Genomic DNA, 18,830 nt, shown 5'->3' with positions numbered 1-18,830 from the left:
GCATTTAAAATTCTAATATAAAAAAGTTGTATAATATTAAAACTCAACTTTAATTTGAAAATATATTATAGAGTAAATCTTTATACAGTTTACAAATAAGTTATAATTTAATTAAATAATTCAATTTAAAAAGTTGTTTTTAAAAAGAAAGTAATCCATTTAAAAACAACTTTATCATTATAATTATTTATATAATTTTTAGTTCTTTTATTATATCTCCATTTAATTTTTTTATATAAAAAATACCCTTATCTAAAATCCCATAACTATTAGGACTATCTTTTTTCGGATATGCTACTGAACCTGGATTCAATATATATATACCATCTTCTTTCTTTGCTACTGGTACATGGGTATGTCCATATACTAACACATCACCATTACATATATTAGGATGTTTTTCTTCATCATAAATATGTCCATGGGTTAAGAAAAATCTTTTATTATCATATAAAATGGTGCTATAATCCATCATACAGGGATATTTAAGCAACATTTGATCCACATCTGCATCACAATTTCCTCTTACACTTATTATTCTATTGCTATAATTATTAAGTAGCTTTGCAACTTCTTTAGGATTGTATTCCTCTGGCAATGGATTTCTTGGTCCGTGGTATAAAACATCTCCTAATATTATTATATAATCAGCATTTTCTTTTATAAAAGCATCAATTGCTAATTTACAATATTTAAGAGATCCATGAATATCAGATATAAAAAATAACTTCATAAACATTTTGTTTAGCACCCTAGTTATAACTATAAAACTACATTTACTAAACAAAACACCTCACTTTCTTTAGTTTATTACCTCTTTATTATAATAGCTACTACTTTATTGCTCCACCATTTTATTAAAATTTTCTTTTGTCATTCTAAATAATACTTCTTTTCCCTTTTCTTCAAGCACTTCAAATTTCCATGTTTTAAGAGCTTCTATTCCATTTTCATTAGCAACGGTGTCAAAAATAACTTCCCCACCATAACTATTAAAATAATATTCTAATAATAGCATAACTGCCTCATTGCCATAATTATTCCCTCTATATTTATTTTCAACTTTAACATTTAAATCAGCAGTTTTAGTATTTCTATCATATCCATGAAAACTCACTTCCCCAATAGGTGTGTTTTCCATATTATATATTAAACAATAAAAATTCTTTCCGTTTCCAGGGTCAACCATTCTTTTGTACCAATTCTCCCATTTATATTCACTATAATGAATTGCGCCTCCCACATCTCTCATTGTATCTTCATCGCTCCAAAGCTTTTTTATATAATCAATTTCTTCAAAGTCAGGCTTTCTTATATAAACTAAATTGCCTCTTTTTACAAATTTATCCATAAGAATGTCCCCCTTAATTATTTTTTTAAAGTATGTATATCTAAATACTTTATATATACTTTTTCAAATTATATTTACATAACCTACATCATAAAAGAATATACTTTCTCTTTTACATATGAAAAACTCATCATATTAATTAATATTATACTTTTGTACATTATAACTTATTTATATATTATCAAACTTTTCATTTTAACGCTAATATTTTAAATTTTTTTAATTTTAAATATCAAAAAATAAAGGGCTTTCGCCCTTTTCAAAAAATCATTATTTTGTTTCACTTTCTTTTATAAAATCATCTAATTTTTTTTCTTCTTTATCTTTTATAAGTAAAGCGATAACTTCTTTTATAACTTCATCTTTTTCTTCTTCTGTGTTCTCATTATTAATTTGAACTTTTTCTATATACAATTCATATTCCCATATATTCTCATTTTTTTCATCTTTTTCTATAATTTTGTAAAAATCTTTTTCTTTATATTTCACTTCTTCTATAATTATATTTTTCTCGTCTTTAATCCAATTTAATTTTTTTATTTTTTCTAAAGACTCACTGATTTCTTTTCTATTTTTTAAATACTCACTTTTATTTTTTTCAATATTTTCTTTTTCCTTTAATAAATCAGAATCCTCTTTATTTAGTAAAAAACCTTTTTCTAGTTCAACTATAGCATTTTCTATATCACCTAAAGATAATAATTCATTACATTTCTTTAATGACCATTCTTTAGATTTGGCACTCATTTTTTCAGCCATAGTTTGAGCTTCATTATACTGTTTATAATTTGAAGTTACTTTTTCAAACTCCTCTTTTGCTTTTACAAAGTCTTTTTTATCATAAGCTTCCAATCCATTTTTATAATGATTATAGTCCTCAACATAAAACTGCATTTTAGTATACTCTTCTTTGACTTTTTCTGACTTTTCAGAATAAAATTCAAAATAGCTTAACTCTTTAGTGGCATCATCAATATGACTATTTTCAATAGAATCATTTTCTAAATTATATTTAAATGCATCTAATTGATCTAATATGTATACATCAACCTTCTCCTTATGAGATTGTTTTTTTATATCAATATAAATCCCATGTGCACTTTCTTCATTTCTTTCTGTAAAATATTTCTTAAAATCGTTAAAGTTTTTTATAAATTCCTTCTCATTATAATAGATTTGTCCTATAAATATAATTGCAATAATTAATAATATTGTTAAAGCAATAGACGTTTTTGATTGCTTTTTTAGCTTTTCCTTAAAAAAATCCATATATATCCTCCTATTTAATACATATATTAACATTTTATATCTTTTTACTATCAAATTAATCCTATATTATTATAATGATATATTATTCAATTGTAAAATTAGCTAATTTTACAATTTATCTTAATAGTCTTTATTTTTTAATTATACATGTTTTTTTCTTGATTTGTCGTAATTTTGTATTTTTTTTAATTATAATCTTTCAAAATTGTTTTTATTGTGTTATAATTTGCTTGTACAATTTTAAATTTAATACTTTTTATGGTACTTTTAATAGTTTAATAGGGAAAGTGGTGTAAACCCACTACAGCCCCCGCTACTGTAACGGAGACGAATTTTAACCACTGAAGCTTTGCTTTGGGAAGGTAAAAGGAGATTGACCCGTAAGTCAGGAGACCTGCCGTAAATCTAACCACAAACCTTCGGGCGGAAGGAAAGTGTTGTTTATATAAAATATTTATGTATTTTTTGATTATAAACTCACTTTTGTGAGTTTTTTTATTGCCTATATTTAGGTAAATATATAAAACTTTAGTGCAATATAATAATAATTAATATATTTACACATTTACTTTATTTATAAGTATATAATACTAAAGTATTGTTATTTTAAAACTTAAATATTTTGTTCTTGTAATTAGGAGATGGTTTATACATGGTTAGGTTAATAGGGTTAAATAAAGATGTAACTTTAGATGTTCGTAGTAGATTTAGTATTAATTCTTCAGATTTAGAGAGTAACTTACTAAACCTTAAAAATTTTCTTGATGAAGTTATTATAATTTCTACTTGTAATAGAACAGAAGTATATTTTTCTTCTCAAGAAAGTAATAATGATTTATTAGTTGAGAAAATCTTCTTAACTTTAAATTGGGATATTAATGATATAAAATATACTTTTATTTCTACAGGGGAAAATGCTGTAAGACATATCATGGAATTATGTTGTGGATTTCATTCTAAAATATTAGGGGAAGATCAAATATTAGGTCAAGTTAAAGATGGATATTTTAAATCTTTAGAGCTTAATGTTATAAAAGGTCCACTTGAAAGACTATTTATTAATGCAATTGGATGTGGAAAAGAATTTAAAACAGAAACTATGCTTTACAAAATTCCTGTTTCTTCTTCTTCTATTGCAATAAAGGAAGCTATAAATAAGCAAAAACGTATCTTTATGATTATAGGCTTTGGTGATGTAGGTAAATTATGTTTTAAAAACTTACTTGTCAATGATAATAATTTTGATAGATTATATATAGCTTGTAGGGACATAGAAAAAGTTAAGAATGATGATTTAATTAAAAATTCTAATGATAAAGTTGAGATAATTCATGTAAACGATAAAAATAAATATTTACATAAAATTGATGTACTTATAAGTTGCACTTCGTCAAAGAATTTTATAATTGAAAAAAATGATGTTGAGGACATAAAAAATCTTTTAATTTTTGATTTAGCTGTACCTAGAGATGTTTGTAATTCTATAGATAATTTACTTAATATAACTGTTTATGATATAGATGAAATTCATACTATAGATGCTGAAAATAAAAAATTAAGAAAAACTTTAATGGAAGAACATTATTACATAGTAAAAAAATACATGTATGAGTATTTAGAATGGGTTAAGCTTAGATCCCTATCCCCTCATATTATGAAAATGATTAAAAAAAGCAACATAATATATAGCACCAGATTTAAAACATATACTCAAAAAAAATTTACAAAAGATAATGATAAGTTAGTGGAAACTCTTATCAAAAGCACTAGTAATGCATACGTTAATAGAGCTATTGAAGTTTTAAAAGAAGAAACTTTAAATGGTAAAGGCAAAGAAGCATTATCAATTATTGAAAAGATTTTTTGCGATATTTAATAAACATTGCATATAACTTAAGGAGGTTTTATTTATGAATTTAGAAAAAAGCAATCAAATTTTTAAAGAATCAGAAAAGTACATACCTGGCGGTGTAAATAGCCCTGTTAGAGCATTAAAAGATATGGGAATTACCCCTCCAGTAATTAAAAGTGGTAATGGTGCAACAATAACTGATGAAGATGGAAATACATATATTGATTTTATTGGTGCTTGGGGACCTATGATTCTTGGTCATAACGATGAAGATATAGTTAATTCTATAAAAACATGTTGTAGTGAATCTATAGCTTTTGGTGCACCAACTAATTTAGAATTAAAGCTTGCAAAACATCTATGCGAAACACTAGACAATATAGATTTAATAAGAATGGTCAATTCTGGAACAGAGGCTACTATGAGTGCTGTTAAGTTAGCACGTGGTTATACTGGAAAAAATAAAATTATAAAATTTGCTGGATGTTACCACGGTCATTTTGATGGGTTCCTTGTAAGTGCCGGTTCTGGTGTTATGACTGAAGGTATACCTGGAAGTGCAGGAGTTCCTCAAGAAAGTATAAAAAATACATTAATAGCTAATTACAATAGCATTGAAAGTATAACAGAAATTTTTAAAAAGTATGGACATGATATAGCTGGTGTCATTATAGAACCTGTTGCTGGAAATATGGGTGTCATAAAAGCATCTAATGAGTTTATGAAAAAGCTTGAAAGTCTTTGTAGAGAATATGGTGCACTTTTAATTTTTGATGAAGTTATGTGTGGATTCAGAGTTGCATATAAAGGTGCACAAACATTATTTGATGTAACTCCTGATATAGTTTGTTATGCAAAAATAATGGGTGGTGGACTTCCATGTGGTGCTTATGGTGGGAAAAGAGAGATAATGGAAAAGCTATCACCAGTAGGTCCTGTTTATCAAGCTGGAACCATGTCTGGAAATCCAGTAGTTATGGCAGCAGGTCTTTCAGCTGTAACAAAACTTTATAATCATCCTGAATACTATACACATCTTGAAAGACTAGGATCAAAATTAGAAAATGGTATGCTTAAAATTGCAAAAGAGAAAGGTATACCTATGACAATAAATAGATGTGGTGCAATGATGACTATATTCTTTACTGATATAGCTCAAGTAACTAATTATGATGATGCCAAAACTTGTGATACTAAATTATTTTCAAAACTTTATCTTCATTTGTTAAAAAATGGAATATACATTGCTCCATCTCAATTTGAAGCTTTATTCTTATCTGTAAAACATACGGATGAGCATATTGATAAATTCTTAGATGTATTTAAGAATTTTGAATTTTAAAAGTAATATTTAACTAATGTTTATTTTTAGTAGGGAACTATTAGGTTATTTTTAACTTAAAGTCCATTCCCTCGTAGTTCCCCTACTTTTTTTATATACATATATTTGTACTTAAAATAATTTGAGAATGATTTTTAATATCATATCTTAAAGTTAAATTTTTTTAATTTTTCAAATCAACAAAATTAATTTTAAAAGTTTATTATTAAAAATATTATAAAATTTATTATTAAAATATGGAGGGATTTTTTATGAGAAAAAAACATACTTTACTTTTAGCACTATTTTTATGCTTATTTATACCATATACCGCTTCTGCAATGCATATAGCTGAAGGATTTTTAAGCCCTGGTTGGTGCATTACTTATTTTGTACTTTGTATACCTTTTGTTATTATAGGTATAAAACAAATCAAAACTAAGACAAGCACTAACAAAGATTTAAAAATGCTTTTAGCTTTAGTTGCAGCCTTTTGCTTTGTTATATCAGCACTAAAATTACCATCTGTTTCAGGTAGTAGCTCACATGCTACAGGAACTGCTTTAGGTGCACTTATTTTTGGACCATTTGCTATGAGCGTTGTTGGATCTCTAGTTCTTTTATTTCAAGCGCTTTTACTTGCTCATGGTGGACTAACAACTCTAGGAGCTAATGTTTTTTCAATGGGTATAGTAGGACCATTTGTTTCATTCTTTATATACAAAATTTTTAAAAATTCAAATAAAAAAGTTGCTATATTTTTAGCCGCATTTTTAGGTGATTTATCAACTTATTTAATAACATCTATACAAATGGCTCTTGCTCATTCTGGCAGCGGAAGTGTAATAGCTGCATTTGGAAAATTCTTTGCAATATTTGCAGTGACTCAAATTCCACTTGCTATTGTTGAAGGAATATTTACTGTTATAATATTTGAGTTTATTGAAAAACACTCAAAAGAGGAATTACATACATTGGAGGAAATGATATAAGATGAAAAAGAAAAATATTATTATCTTAATAATTTTAAGTGCATTTCTTATAATTGCACCACTAGCTTATTATGGTTCTACAAGTGAATTTGTAGGTGGAGATGATCAAATGGAAGAAGTTATAGCTGAAATTGATGGTAATTATGAACCTTGGTTTAGCCATATCTGGGAACCACCATCTGGAGAAATAGAAACACTATTATTCTGTTTACAAGCAGCTATAGGAGCAGGTTTTATTGGCTATTATGTAGGTAGAAAGACTCAATGCTCAAAACAATCATAGCTTATTCAAAAATAAGCAAAGAAAGTCATAGGCATCCCTTGGAAAAGTTATGCCTATGCATTTTTCCTATGATTATTCTGGGATTTGTACATAAACCTCTTCCACTTATATTAAACATATTTATTTTTTTAATTCTTCACATAAAAGCTAATAATCCTAAAGACATAGTTTTAAAATTCAATATAGGTATATTATCCTTTTCCCTATTATCTTCAATAACATTGTTATTTGTCTATAATTTTAATTACATACTTGTAATTATTTTAAAAGGTGTTTCTGGTGGTATGTGCATATCTTATTTAACACTTACAACACCACTTGATCATATACTTTCATTAGTATCCAAAATAACTCCATTACAAGATATTTGCGATATAGCTAAATCAATGGAACTTTACATATTATTAATTAACGATGAAGCCTCAAATATATACAATGCAATGAGTTGTAGACATGGCTTTCATAGCTTTAAAAGTAAAATTAAAAACATGTCTAAACTAGCAGGACTTTTATTTTTAAATACACTTAAACGCTGGCCAGAAATCCAAGATGGATTATACAATCGTTGTTATTCAGGACGTCATTATTATGCTCAATGTACATCTAAATTATCTTATAAGTTTATGTTTATGATGTTTATGTATAATAGCATATTATTGGCTTTATGTTTTATCTAATGTAATATATGGAAGCAAAACTTAAATAAATTATTTTGATTTTATTTAAGCTTTGCTTTTTTATTTATATTCTTTCATAATAATATTAAATTTTCTATCTATCATTTTGAATCTAATTATGATTTTTTATGTATTATTGTCATAGATTTTTATTTTTTGCAAATGATATACATATATAATAAAAATTTTATTACATATGTTATATTAAGGAGTGATTTCATGAACACTAGAAATAATAATGATTTTGTCAATGAATTAAATGATTTTTTAAAAGGATTATATATGGGTATTGATTCCTTTGATAGTTATATTAAAAAAGCAGAAAATTTAGACGTAAAACATGCTTTTTTAAACATACAAAATGATTATAAAACCCAAGCCCAATGGTTTAGTAATAAAATACAAAGTATTGGTGGAACACCTTCATACTCTGTTGGCATTATTGGTAAAGCTTCTGAACTATTTAATGAATTTAAAAACGAAATTACAATTCATTCAACACAAGATCTTTTAGAAGAAGTATATAATGCTTGTAATATTGGATATACAATGACTGAAAAACATTTTAATGAATGTAATTCTCTTGATAAAGATACTATAAATAAAATCAATTCCATGCTCATAGACTATAAGAACCATCTTGACATTATAAAATCATTATCTACTGGAAACTATTAATTTAATTATACATTTACATAAATACAATCAAAACATATGGAAGAATATTGTATGGTTTTCATACAATATTCCTTCATATGTTATTCATATGTTCCTATATTTTATGTTAACTATTTAAATTAACTATTTTGTAACAAAAATGCCATTTAAATTGGTATAATATATTATATAGGGAAGATTTTAAAATTATATTTTTTAATACATAACTTGTCTTAAGGACAAGTTTAATACTTAAATGATTATTTATAAATATAGTAAAAATCTTTATTTATAAATAATTATTTAAATTAGGCATAAATAAAACTATAAATTTATTTTTAATGCCTTAATTGGAGGATGATTACATGAATATTGCTTTTTTCCTTACTCCTAAAAGTCAAGTAGTACATGAAAAAGTTACTGCTTCGATGAGAAGAGCCATGGAGCGAATGGAATATCATAGATATACTGCAATTCCTTTAGTTGATGAAAAAGGCAGATATGTTGGCACCTTAACTGAAGGGGATATTCTTTGGAAATTAAAAAATGATACTGATATTAATTTGAAAAATAGCGAAAAGGTTTTAATAAAAGAAATTCCTAGACATGTTCAAAATAAAGCTGTTTCAATAAACTCTAATATAGAAAATTTAATTTTAACAGCAAAATCTCAGAACTTTGTGCCTGTAGTTGATGATTCAAACATTTTTATAGGTATAATAAAAAGAAGTGATATAATATCTTATTGTTATGAACGTATTTTTAACGAAAATAAATATAAAACTTCGCCACATTATCAAATTTTAGAAAATGTAGCAAATAATTAAATAGCTATGGCTTTAGCCTAGCTATTTTCTCTGTTTTTTAGTAATTTTAATTTTTAAACTTAAAACCTAAAATATTGAGACATACTCCCAAACACTTCAAATTTAACTTGGAACCATATAAGTTAAGAGGTAATCTAAAATTTGACTACCTCTCATTATTGTTATAAATTAATAATTTAATATAACAAAACCCAAATTGAAAATAATAGTAAAAAACTTTGTTATTAATCAAATTTTTAATTAATTATAATTAGACTTTTTAAGAAAATTTTCAACTAATTAATACTTATTTTTATAATCCTGAAGCATTATTTAAAGTTTCTTTTAAAGTTTCTGCAGATTTAACTAGACTATCCGCTTCTAATTCACTTAAATCCATATTTAATACTTTTTCAACACCTGTCCCACCTACTACACATGGTAATCCCAAATAAACATCTTTAATTCCATAGTAGTTTTCTACTAAAGTTGAAACTGGTAGTATAGTCTTTTCATCTCCTAATATAGCTTTTACAATACGTGTTACTGCTAAAGCCACAGCATAGAAAGTAGCACCTTTTCTATTAATAACTTCATAAGCTGCATTTTTAACATTCTCATAAACTTCTTCTTTGAATTTATCATTATATTCAAAATTTTCTTTATCGGCATATTCATCAATTTTGATATTTTGAATATTAGTTATATTCCAAGTAGCTATCTCTGAGTCACCATGTTCGCCTATGATATAAGTGTTCACATTTCTTGGATCTATATTATACCTTTTACCTATTTCGTACTTAAGTCTTGATGTATCTAAAACCGTACCTGATCCTATAACTCTTTCTTTAGGAAATCCAGATAGCTTATAAGTTAAATAACTTAATATATCTACTGGATTTGAAACTATTAATAAGATAGCATCTTTATTATATTTTACTACCTCTGGAATTATTGATTTAAATATATTAATATTTTTATTTACCAATTGCAGTCTTGTTTCACCTGGCTTTTGTGCCGATCCAGCTGTAATTACAACAATATCTGAGTCTTTTGTATCTTTATACTCTCCGCTTATTATATTTACAGGTTTTACAAAATCTGCTCCATGTGATAAATCCATAGCTTCGCCTTCTGTTTTTGCTTTGTTAACATCTACTAATACTAATTCCGTAGCAACTCCTAATAACATTAATGAATATGCAGTAGTTGCCCCCACTGCACCTGACCCTATAATTGATATCTTAGTAGAATTTCTTTTTTTTATCATTTTTAAACTACCTCCTAAAGATTTAAAATTAATATAAATTAATTCTAGTAAACAATCAAAATGTGGCTTAATGGTTTATTGGTTTATTGGTATTACCAGTAAGTTTATAATTATATTACCATATAATTTCATTAATCTCAATAATAGTTAATTAATTAACAGTTTTTAAAAACACTCAAATTTATTTATCTACATAATTCTTACATATTCCCTATACTTGACATAATTTTGGAGCTTAGTGTATAATTTTAGTGAAAGTAATTATTATTTTGCCAATAATATAATTTTTTTATATTATTGGCAAAATAATAATTTTGATTAAAAAAGAAAAACTTACATATAAGTTTTTCTTTTATATTTGAAGGGATGAATAATTATGTTTAGTCCTATAAAAAATACAAGAGTCTATGAAAAAGTTATAGAACAAATCAAAGAGATGATTATTACAGGTACTTTTAAAAAAGGAGATAAACTTCCTTCTGAAAGAGAAATGGCAGAAAGTCTACAAGTTAGTAGAACTTCCATAAGAGAAGCCCTTAGAGAATTAGAAATTATGGGACTTATAGAGTCAAGACAAGGGGAAGGAAACTTTATAAAAAATAGCTTTGAAAATACCTTGTTAAAACCTTTATCTACTATATTTTTATTAAAAGAAAGTAATTCTGATGAAATATTAGAGCTTAGGAACATTATTGAAAGAGGATCCGTTGTATTAGCTGCTGAAAGAATAACTGATGAAGAATTGGCAGAAATGGAACTTCTTTTTGATGAATCTCTAAAGTCTGATTTAAAAGATACATTGGTAGATGTAGATATAGACTTTCATTATAAGATAGCTCAAGCTTCTAAAAACTTTCTTATACTAAGTATATTAAATGCTATATCATTTTTAATTGAAGCTTTTATCAAAGACATAAGAAGAAATGTGATAACAAAAGAAGAAAATATTAATATGCTTATTCAGCAACATAGAGATATTTTATCAGCATTAAAAAATCATGATCCAGTAGTTGCTGAAAAAGCTATGTTAGATCATTTACAATATGTTAACACTCAAATGAAAAAAGAAATAGAAATTATTCCTTAAAGTACTATAATATATAGTACTTTTTTTATATTTTAAACTATAAAATTTAAAATAAAGAAATAGCCTAAATTGAGGCTATTTCTTTATTTTATTTATATATATTTTAAATATTATATTTTGAATTTATTTAATATTTCTTCCAATTCACATGATATTTCTTTTAGTTTATTAGATGCTTTTAATACATCTTTTAATCTATTTTTTTGTTCTTCACTAGATGCATTTACCTCTTCTGTAGACGCCGCTGATTCTTGTGAAACAGCTGATATATCTTGAAGTTTATCAATAAATGAATCTTTTGCACCATTTACTTTTACCATTGTATTATTGCTTGTTTCAATCTTCTCTTTTAACATATCTATAGATTTATTAATTTTTTCAAAATTTTCAAATGTATTTTCAACTTTTTTAGATGTCTTTAATATAATTTCCTTTGAAAAACTAATTTCTTCACTTACTAAATTTATATCACTTATATTAGATTTTATAACTTCTTCAATTTCATCAGCGGATAAACTTGACTGTTCTGCAAGTTTTCTTACTTCATCTGCAACTACTGCAAATCCTTTGCCAGCTTCACCAGCTCTAGCTGCCTCTATACTAGCATTCAATGCTAACAAGTTGGTTTGACTAGTTATTGCTTTTATAGTATCTAAAATCATAGTTATCTTCTTTGAATTTGCTTCTAAAGTTTTTGAAGTTTTAACTACATTCATTATTGACTTATTATTTTCTTCATACATATCTTTAAGTTCTTGCACTGCATTCTTACCATCACTAGTAGAACGTTCAGCATCATCACATTGTAAAAATATCTCATTTGTGCATTTAGATATATAATCCACAGATTCCCCTAATTCTAAAGATATATTAACTCCTTCTTCTAGCATAGATGATTGATTAATAGCACCCTCTGATACCTGTCTGATTGCTGTAGTAATATCATCGTTAGATATATCCGCTGTATCTACAACCTCATTAAGTTTTAAGGCCGTACTAGATAAATACGTTGTTATATCTGAAGTCTTTTTTAATATAGCTGTAATATCTTCTATCATTAGATTCACAGAATCTCCAATTTGGAAAAATTCTTCTGTCTTTATAGTTTCCACTTCTATACGTTTACTAAAGTCCCCTTCTTTACATTTTAAAACTACTGATTTTACCTTTTTGATAGTTTTTTCAAATGACCTAGCAAATAAAGTAATTATTACTATTGCCACTATAAAGTTTATTATAATAATTAATATAGAAGCTATACTTGCCTTAATTAAATTATTATTTATTTCATCAATAGATACAAATCCATAAGTTGAATAACCAAGTTCAGGCATTATATGGGTCTTTAACATATATTTTTTGTTATTAACTGAAAGTTGTAAATCCCTTTCCCCAGCATTTAAATTTTTTGCCCATTGCTCTTCGTTTAAAGACTTTCCTAAAAATTCTTCCTTGCTACTTGCTATAACATCATTACTATCATGAACTACTAAGGTAAACCCCTCATTACCAATCTTAGACTTAGATACTAATTCAGACAACGTTTTTAATTCTATATCACAAGCTAAAACCCCTAAAAATTTTCCTTTTTCATCTATAACCTTTTTAGATAAAGTTATTATTTTACTATTAGTAGCCGCATCATCGTATGGCTTAGAAACTATAACTGCTGTAGATTTTTCAGCTTCTATATACCAAGGTCTTTCTTTATGATTAAAATTTCCACTTGGTGGCTTGGGATAGGCTACATATTTTCCGTCTTCACCACCAAAAAATACTGTTAACATATCCTCATTATTTCCCAATATATTTTTAAAACAATCATTTATTTTATCTAACTCATTATTTTCTATAGTTGCAATTAAGTTTTTATCTCCAGAAAAAATATTTATAAGCTCAATATTTTTCAAATTCAAATTTTCTATTTCCTTAGATATTTGCATAGTTGTATTAGCTGCACTTTCCATATAAATATTTTTTGTATCTTTATAAGTGTTTATTATACTATTGCATCCTAAAATTATAATAGGAATTACAGATGTTAATATAACCATTGTAATTAGCCCTGTTTTTAGACTTAATCTCCTTATTCTTTTATCTTTTTTAGATTTATTTATACTATTCTTTTGTTTTTTAGATATTCTCATAAAATCAACCCCTTAATAACCCTTTCTATTAGTTATCGAAATTAACAAAAATTTCTTTAATACTTTTTATTACATATATATTAAAATAAGGTATTTTTAAATAAATTTAATTTATTTAAAAATACCTTATTTTTTATTTAATTAACATTTCTATTCCTTAACATGTAATAATGCTTTATCAAATATATATTTAACGTGATCATCGTCTAGAGAATAATAAACTACTTTTCCATCTTTTCTAAATTTTACAAGTCTAGCAGACTTAAGAACCCTTAGTTGATGTGATATTGCTGATTGTGACATTTGCAGTGTTTCTGCAATATCACATACACACATTTCCTTTTGGAATAGTACATAAATTATTTTTATACGTGTCATATCCCCAAAAGCTTTAAAAAGTTCAGATAAACTATTTAATATTTCTTCCGATGGTATATTTTCTTTTACATCTTTAACTATATCCTTATGTACTTGTGTACACTTACAAAACTCCAAATTTTTCTCCATATCGTCACTCCCTATTTGCCTATAATTTACTCTAGACACATAATATAATCGTTGAATTTATATTAATCCTATCTTTTTTATGAATCATCTTCATTTATTATAGTATTTATTCTATTAAATCACAAAATGAACTTTTAAAATAAATTTATTATATAAACTAACCTTTTATCTATTATACCATAAAGATTATATTGCAAAATTCATTTAATATTATTTCCAATATTCTTCATTATCAAACAAAAAAAACTTTGTATTATATTTGCTTAACAAAACAAACATATACAAAGCATAAAGTTTATATATTGATTATATATAATTTATTAAATTATAACCTATCTAGGTAATTGTATGTTCTTTATTTCTTGAATATTTATATGAAAATATTCATCCCCTGTATATAGTGGCTTTATTTGAGATACTACATATTCATCTCTAAATAATGTTAATATTTTTTCACTATTTTCCTTTTCTTTTGGAGTAATTATAAAAAAATCCTGTGATACTAACATATTTTCTTCTTCTACTAGCGCAACACAAAGTTCATTTTCTCTAAAATTTTGTTTTAATGAAATTATTATATCTCCTTTATTAGCAATAATTACATCATCATCAATGTCTTCACTAGTAATTTCTCCATTATTAACTATCTTTTGCATTTTGCAATCCACACAATCTGGATTAACAAGCTTATACTTTTTAATATTTTTGTTTATTAAGTTTTTTTTATATGGACTTACTTCTGCTATTTGATAAAGATAACATGTTTCACTATTAATCTCCATTACAATCCCCCTAAGGTAAAATTTTGTATTATACTATATATTATATAAGAGTATTCCTAAATATTTAATATGTTTTTCAAAATTCTTTATAAATTTTTAATAATTATTTTTTTAAATCCTATTACTTTTCAACTGCATTTGTAAATTTTCTTTTAAGATAATGAATTTTTAAAGGATAATTTGAACTTTCATATAATAATTATATTATATATGTTTTATTTCTTAATTCTATAGGAAAATAATCTCTCATTTAAGTTTATTCAATAACTTTTAAAAGTCAACTTGGAACACTATATAAAACTACCAATTAAATTTTATATAATTTGAATCATTACACTAATTACTATTTTAAAAGGATGTGACCAAATGAAAAATATTAAAAACAAAAGCTTAATTTCTGATTTATCTCTTTTTCTAGTTGCAATAATCTGGGGTGGTGGATTCATAGCCGTTAAAGATTCCGTAACATTAATTCCACCTTTTTATCAAATGGCTGTACGATTTTCCTTATCAACAATATTGATGGCAATAATATTTTTTAAATATATTAAAAATATAAAAAAATCAGATCTCAAAATGGGATTTATAATTGGGTTCTTTTTATTTTTAGGCTTTGCATTCCAAACTGTAGGTATTGTTTATACAACAGCTAGTAAAAGTGCCTTTTTAACCGCGACTTATGTTGTATTAGTCCCATTTTTCAATTGGTTTATATTTAAAGATAAACCTGATAAATATTCTATAATTGGAGCTATTTTATGTTTAATAGGAATTGCACTTTTAACTCTTCAAAGTTCTACTTCTATTAATATGGGTGATTTACTAACTTTGCTTTGTGGTATAGGTTTTGCAGGCCAAATAATAACTACAGGTATTTACACTAAAAAGAGTGATCCTATTATTCTTACTATAATACAATTTGCTACTGCAGCAATACTATCTTTTATAGCTGCATTTCTTTTAGAAACACCTCCTAATATTTTAAATAAAGCTCTAGTACCATCTATATTATATCTAGTATTTTTTAGTACTATGCTATGCTTTATTATTCAAAATATTGCTCAAAAATATACTAGTTCAACTCATGCAGCAATAATTTTGTCTTTGGAAAGTGTATTTGGTTCATTATTATCTATAATAATATTTAAAGACAATTTTACTATTACTATGTTTTTAGGATGCATATTTATATTTATGTCAATATTAACTACTGAAACTAAATTAAGTTTTATTAAAAAAAGTAGCACTAATAAATGTAGTTTATCAGAAGACTAGTATTATAAAGAATTAATCCATTAGGAAAATACCTAATGGATTAATTTTTGTTAAATCTCTTTTTCTAACATATCTAGTAATTCATTAAATCTATCTATAGTATCCTGTAATGGTTTTGGTGTTGTCATATCAACACCTGCTTTTTTCAGTATATTTATAGGATAATCACTGCAACCTGATTTCAAGAAATTCTTATACTTTTCTATATCATTATTTTCTCCATTTAATATTATATTATAAAATGAATTAGCTGCTGCAAAACCTGTAACATATTGATATACATAAAAATCACTATAGAAATGAGGAATTCTAGCCCATTCCATGTCTATTTCTTCATCAATAATCATATCTTTTCCAAAATACTTTTTATTTAAATTATGATAAATTCCACATAAATCCTCTGTAGATAAACTTTCACCATTTTCCATCTTTTCATGAGTTGTAAGTTCAAATTCTGCAAACATTGTTTGTCTAAACACTGTAGTTCTTATGCTTTCTAATTGTTCATTCATTAAATATAAACGTTTATTTTTATCAGTTTCATTTTTCATTAAATAATCCATAAATAAACATTCATTAGTTATAGACGCTACCTCTGCACAAAATAAAACATAGTCGGCATATATATATGGTTGATTTTTTCTTGAATAGTAAGAATGAATTGAGTGCCCCATCTCATGTGCAAGTGTTGATGCATCATTAACTTGATTGGTATAATTTAAAAGTACATAAGGCATACTTGTATAACTTCCACTTGAGTATGCTCCTCCTCTTTTCCCTTTGTTTTCATAAACATCTACCCATCCATCATTTATACCACTCTTAAATATTTCTAAATACTCATCTCCTAATGGTTTTAATGCTTTTAAGCATAGATCTATTGCACTTTCATATGGTATATCAAATTTAGGTGCTTCTATATTAGGAACATATAAATCATACATATGAATATCATCTAATTTTAATAATCTTTTCTTTATGTTAACGTATCTATGCAGTGATGGTAAATTTTCATTTACTGTATTAACTACATTATGATATACTTCTAATGGAATTTTATTTGGCTTTAAAGAACTTTCTAATGAAGAATTATATTTTCTTGTCTTCGAATTAAATATAAAATTCTTATGTGCTGCTGTATAAGTAGATGCAAATGTATTTTTAAACTTTCCATAAGTTCGAAACAATACTTTAAATGCACTCTCTCTAACTTTTCTATTTTTACTTCTTATAAATACTGAATAATTGCCTTCTGTAAGCTCTACTTCTTTATCATCTTCGTCTATTATCTTAGGGAAAGTCATATCTGCATTACTTAGCATACTAAATGTATTATACGGCGCATCTAAACAGTTGCTTACAGAAGCTAGTATCCTCTCTTCCTCTTCACTTAAAACATGTGGCTTTTCTTCTAATATATCCTTTAGATACTTTTCATATAATTTCAATCCACTTTCATCTGATATAATTTCATTTATTTCATCTTCTGAAAAACTTAATATTTCTGGTATAAAAAACGAATTCATACTAGCAAACTCAGAATAATATGTTTTTATCTTATCTAATATAACTTGATATTTAGGATTTGCTTGATTTTCATCATTTCTTAAATGAGCATATACATATAAATTTTCCATAAGCATTGATGCATCCATATAGCTGTTTAAATAATTTAGCAATTCTTTACTATTTTTCAATTTCCCTTTATAATTCAGAAGTTTAGGACAAATTTCCTTTGCTTTTTTAAAATCCATTTCCCACAATTCATCATTTGCATACATTTTTGATACATTCCACTTATATTTTTCAGGTATTTCTTCTCTTGTTTTCACTTTATTTATATTATCCATATTTCCCCTCCACTTTTATATTTTAATATATCTACACATATATTGTGTAATTCTTTAGATATTTATATGTTTTATATAAATCTTTATTCTATATAAACATTTAGAATCCTTCATAATAAAAATAGTATATTTCTTTTATGATAAAAGTTTTTTAATCACTAAAAAAAGTAGTCCTAATAATAATTTATTAGAGCTACCTTTTCTATTATAATATTTAACATATTAATTTTCTATATTTATCTGTGGTTTTTATGCTTCTTTTTATTATGTTTGTCTTTGCTCTTATTCTTGCTTTTAGTTTTTACTCTGCTCTTATCACTACTAGTGTCTTCATACCAATATTTATATTGTGAATCCTCAACTTCATTAATATTCTTCTTCATAGGTCTATTCTTCTCTTTATTACTTAACCATTTATAATCATATAAATCGTCATATTCTTCATAGACATTTTTTCTTCTTGGCAGATCATCACATTCATTTTTAATTTTATAACTGCATTCTTTTGCATACTCTTTATCTAATTCTTGATGAACCTTATTATAATCTGATTTAGAATCTAAATTTCTATATTCTTTATCATCATAGTGTCCGTCAAATTTATAATTTTCTTTATAATTACTATAAAATTCTTTATCATCCTTGTAATCATATTTATTTGCATATTCTTCATCTAGTTCCCATTGTAATTTATTATAATCTGT

At 25.4% G+C, this 18,830-nt stretch carries 17 protein-coding genes and 1 riboswitch; of the genes, 9 read left to right on the top strand and 8 right to left on the bottom strand.

The window, feature by feature from the left end; translation table 11 throughout:
- Positions 1-187 precede the first annotated feature (187 nt).
- The 3 genes from yfcE to ACYUE0_RS09370 all read right to left on the bottom strand — a co-directional run bounded on the left by yfcE (position 188) and on the right by ACYUE0_RS09370 (position 2,620).
- The gene (gene yfcE, locus ACYUE0_RS09380) at positions 188-733 is read right to left on the bottom strand and encodes a phosphodiesterase (RefSeq protein ID WP_460270364.1); all 546 of its coding nucleotides are present in this window, start codon (positions 731-733) and stop codon (positions 188-190) included.
- 105 nt (positions 734-838) lie between these two features.
- Positions 839-1,351: a GNAT family N-acetyltransferase gene (locus ACYUE0_RS09375; RefSeq protein WP_061994544.1), complete on the bottom strand. Its 513-nt coding sequence runs from the start codon at positions 1,349-1,351 to the stop codon at positions 839-841.
- 270 nt (positions 1,352-1,621) lie between these two features.
- Positions 1,622-2,620, bottom strand: a complete 999-nt coding sequence (locus ACYUE0_RS09370; RefSeq protein ID WP_061994545.1) for a hypothetical protein — start codon at positions 2,618-2,620, stop codon at positions 1,622-1,624.
- A gap of 242 nt (positions 2,621-2,862) precedes the next feature.
- A riboswitch (cobalamin riboswitch) is annotated at positions 2,863-3,036 on the top strand.
- Positions 3,037-3,272: 236 nt separating this feature from the next.
- Here ACYUE0_RS09370 and hemA point away from each other — a divergent pair.
- The 7 genes from hemA (at position 3,273) to ACYUE0_RS09335 (ending at position 9,229) form a co-directional block, all read left to right on the top strand.
- Positions 3,273-4,496, top strand: a complete 1,224-nt coding sequence (gene hemA, locus ACYUE0_RS09365) for a glutamyl-tRNA reductase (protein WP_460270320.1) — start codon at positions 3,273-3,275, stop codon at positions 4,494-4,496.
- Between the two features lie 34 nt (positions 4,497-4,530).
- The gene (gene hemL, locus ACYUE0_RS09360; protein ID WP_199870748.1) at positions 4,531-5,814 is read left to right on the top strand and encodes a glutamate-1-semialdehyde 2,1-aminomutase; all 1,284 of its coding nucleotides are present in this window, start codon (positions 4,531-4,533) and stop codon (positions 5,812-5,814) included.
- A gap of 251 nt (positions 5,815-6,065) precedes the next feature.
- Complete coding sequence (locus tag ACYUE0_RS09355; protein ID WP_061994548.1) at positions 6,066-6,785, top strand: energy-coupling factor ABC transporter permease; 720 nt, start codon at positions 6,066-6,068, stop codon at positions 6,783-6,785.
- A 1-nt stretch (position 6,786) separates the two neighbouring features.
- On the top strand, positions 6,787-7,068 hold the full coding sequence (locus ACYUE0_RS09350) for an energy-coupling factor ABC transporter substrate-binding protein (protein WP_061994549.1): 282 nt from the start codon (positions 6,787-6,789) through the stop codon (positions 7,066-7,068).
- Positions 7,050-7,745: a CbiQ family ECF transporter T component gene (locus ACYUE0_RS09345; RefSeq protein WP_061994550.1), complete on the top strand. Its 696-nt coding sequence runs from the start codon at positions 7,050-7,052 to the stop codon at positions 7,743-7,745. The genes ACYUE0_RS09350 and ACYUE0_RS09345 overlap by 19 nt, the downstream gene beginning before the upstream one ends.
- A gap of 219 nt (positions 7,746-7,964) precedes the next feature.
- A complete protein-coding gene (locus ACYUE0_RS09340) occupies positions 7,965-8,423 on the top strand; it encodes a DUF2383 domain-containing protein (protein ID WP_061994551.1) in 459 nt (152 codons plus the stop codon).
- A gap of 344 nt (positions 8,424-8,767) precedes the next feature.
- Positions 8,768-9,229 (top strand): CBS domain-containing protein, encoded by a 462-nt coding sequence (locus ACYUE0_RS09335; RefSeq protein ID WP_010296496.1) that lies wholly within the window; start codon positions 8,768-8,770, stop codon positions 9,227-9,229.
- A gap of 292 nt (positions 9,230-9,521) precedes the next feature.
- On the opposite strand, the gene ACYUE0_RS09330 is transcribed toward ACYUE0_RS09335, so the two are convergent.
- Positions 9,522-10,478, bottom strand: a complete 957-nt coding sequence (locus ACYUE0_RS09330) for an L-lactate dehydrogenase (RefSeq protein ID WP_460270319.1) — start codon at positions 10,476-10,478, stop codon at positions 9,522-9,524.
- Between the two features lie 376 nt (positions 10,479-10,854).
- Between ACYUE0_RS09330 and ACYUE0_RS09325 the strand changes: the two genes are divergently transcribed.
- Positions 10,855-11,565 (top strand): FadR/GntR family transcriptional regulator, encoded by a 711-nt coding sequence (locus tag ACYUE0_RS09325; protein ID WP_460270318.1) that lies wholly within the window; start codon positions 10,855-10,857, stop codon positions 11,563-11,565.
- A gap of 110 nt (positions 11,566-11,675) precedes the next feature.
- Here ACYUE0_RS09325 and ACYUE0_RS09320 read toward each other — a convergent pair whose 3' ends face one another.
- The 3 genes from ACYUE0_RS09320 to ACYUE0_RS09310 form a co-directional block, all read right to left on the bottom strand.
- On the bottom strand, positions 11,676-13,712 hold the full coding sequence (locus tag ACYUE0_RS09320; protein WP_460270317.1) for a methyl-accepting chemotaxis protein: 2,037 nt from the start codon (positions 13,710-13,712) through the stop codon (positions 11,676-11,678).
- A 150-nt stretch (positions 13,713-13,862) separates the two neighbouring features.
- A complete protein-coding gene (locus tag ACYUE0_RS09315) occupies positions 13,863-14,219 on the bottom strand; it encodes an ArsR/SmtB family transcription factor (protein WP_061994555.1) in 357 nt (118 codons plus the stop codon).
- Between the two features lie 332 nt (positions 14,220-14,551).
- Positions 14,552-15,001, bottom strand: a complete 450-nt coding sequence (locus ACYUE0_RS09310) for a restriction endonuclease subunit S domain-containing protein (RefSeq protein ID WP_061994556.1) — start codon at positions 14,999-15,001, stop codon at positions 14,552-14,554.
- 366 nt (positions 15,002-15,367) lie between these two features.
- Here ACYUE0_RS09310 and ACYUE0_RS09305 point away from each other — a divergent pair, with 366 nt between their 5' ends.
- Complete coding sequence (locus tag ACYUE0_RS09305; RefSeq protein WP_061994557.1) at positions 15,368-16,276, top strand: DMT family transporter; 909 nt, start codon at positions 15,368-15,370, stop codon at positions 16,274-16,276.
- 50 nt (positions 16,277-16,326) lie between these two features.
- Here ACYUE0_RS09305 and pepF read toward each other — a convergent pair whose 3' ends face one another.
- A complete protein-coding gene (gene pepF / locus ACYUE0_RS09300; protein ID WP_460270315.1) occupies positions 16,327-18,126 on the bottom strand; it encodes an oligoendopeptidase F in 1,800 nt (599 codons plus the stop codon).
- Positions 18,127-18,830: the final 704 nt, after the last annotated feature.

The organism is Clostridium sp. CTA-19 (genome assembly GCF_054767855.1).
The sequence above is the reverse complement of the archived record's forward strand: the minus strand, read 5'-3'. Positions and strand labels throughout refer to the sequence as shown.

Bases quoted from the DNA above. Each gene is read 5' to 3' on its own strand.
- ACYUE0_RS09315 (WP_061994555.1), bottom strand. From the start codon at position 14,219: ATGGAGAAAAATTTGGAGTTTTGTAAGTGTACACAAGTACATAAGGAT.
- ACYUE0_RS09310 (WP_061994556.1), bottom strand. From the start codon at position 15,001: ATGGAGATTAATAGTGAAACATGTTATCTTTATCAAATAGCAGAAGTA.
- ACYUE0_RS09340 (WP_061994551.1), top strand. From the start codon at position 7,965: ATGAACACTAGAAATAATAATGATTTTGTCAATGAATTAAATGATTTT.
- ACYUE0_RS09335 (WP_010296496.1), top strand. From the start codon at position 8,768: ATGAATATTGCTTTTTTCCTTACTCCTAAAAGTCAAGTAGTACATGAA.
- hemA (WP_460270320.1), top strand. From the start codon at position 3,273: ATGGTTAGGTTAATAGGGTTAAATAAAGATGTAACTTTAGATGTTCGT.
- pepF (WP_460270315.1), bottom strand. From the start codon at position 18,126: ATGGATAATATAAATAAAGTGAAAACAAGAGAAGAAATACCTGAAAAA.
- yfcE (WP_460270364.1), bottom strand. From the start codon at position 733: ATGAAGTTATTTTTTATATCTGATATTCATGGATCTCTTAAATATTGT.
- ACYUE0_RS09375 (WP_061994544.1), bottom strand. From the start codon at position 1,351: ATGGATAAATTTGTAAAAAGAGGCAATTTAGTTTATATAAGAAAGCCT.
- ACYUE0_RS09370 (WP_061994545.1), bottom strand. From the start codon at position 2,620: ATGGATTTTTTTAAGGAAAAGCTAAAAAAGCAATCAAAAACGTCTATT.
- ACYUE0_RS09330 (WP_460270319.1), bottom strand. From the start codon at position 10,478: ATGATAAAAAAAAGAAATTCTACTAAGATATCAATTATAGGGTCAGGT.
- ACYUE0_RS09350 (WP_061994549.1), top strand. From the start codon at position 6,787: ATGAAAAAGAAAAATATTATTATCTTAATAATTTTAAGTGCATTTCTT.
- ACYUE0_RS09305 (WP_061994557.1), top strand. From the start codon at position 15,368: ATGAAAAATATTAAAAACAAAAGCTTAATTTCTGATTTATCTCTTTTT.
- ACYUE0_RS09355 (WP_061994548.1), top strand. From the start codon at position 6,066: ATGAGAAAAAAACATACTTTACTTTTAGCACTATTTTTATGCTTATTT.
- ACYUE0_RS09325 (WP_460270318.1), top strand. From the start codon at position 10,855: ATGTTTAGTCCTATAAAAAATACAAGAGTCTATGAAAAAGTTATAGAA.
- hemL (WP_199870748.1), top strand. From the start codon at position 4,531: ATGAATTTAGAAAAAAGCAATCAAATTTTTAAAGAATCAGAAAAGTAC.
- ACYUE0_RS09320 (WP_460270317.1), bottom strand. From the start codon at position 13,712: ATGAGAATATCTAAAAAACAAAAGAATAGTATAAATAAATCTAAAAAA.
- ACYUE0_RS09345 (WP_061994550.1), top strand. From the start codon at position 7,050: ATGCTCAAAACAATCATAGCTTATTCAAAAATAAGCAAAGAAAGTCAT.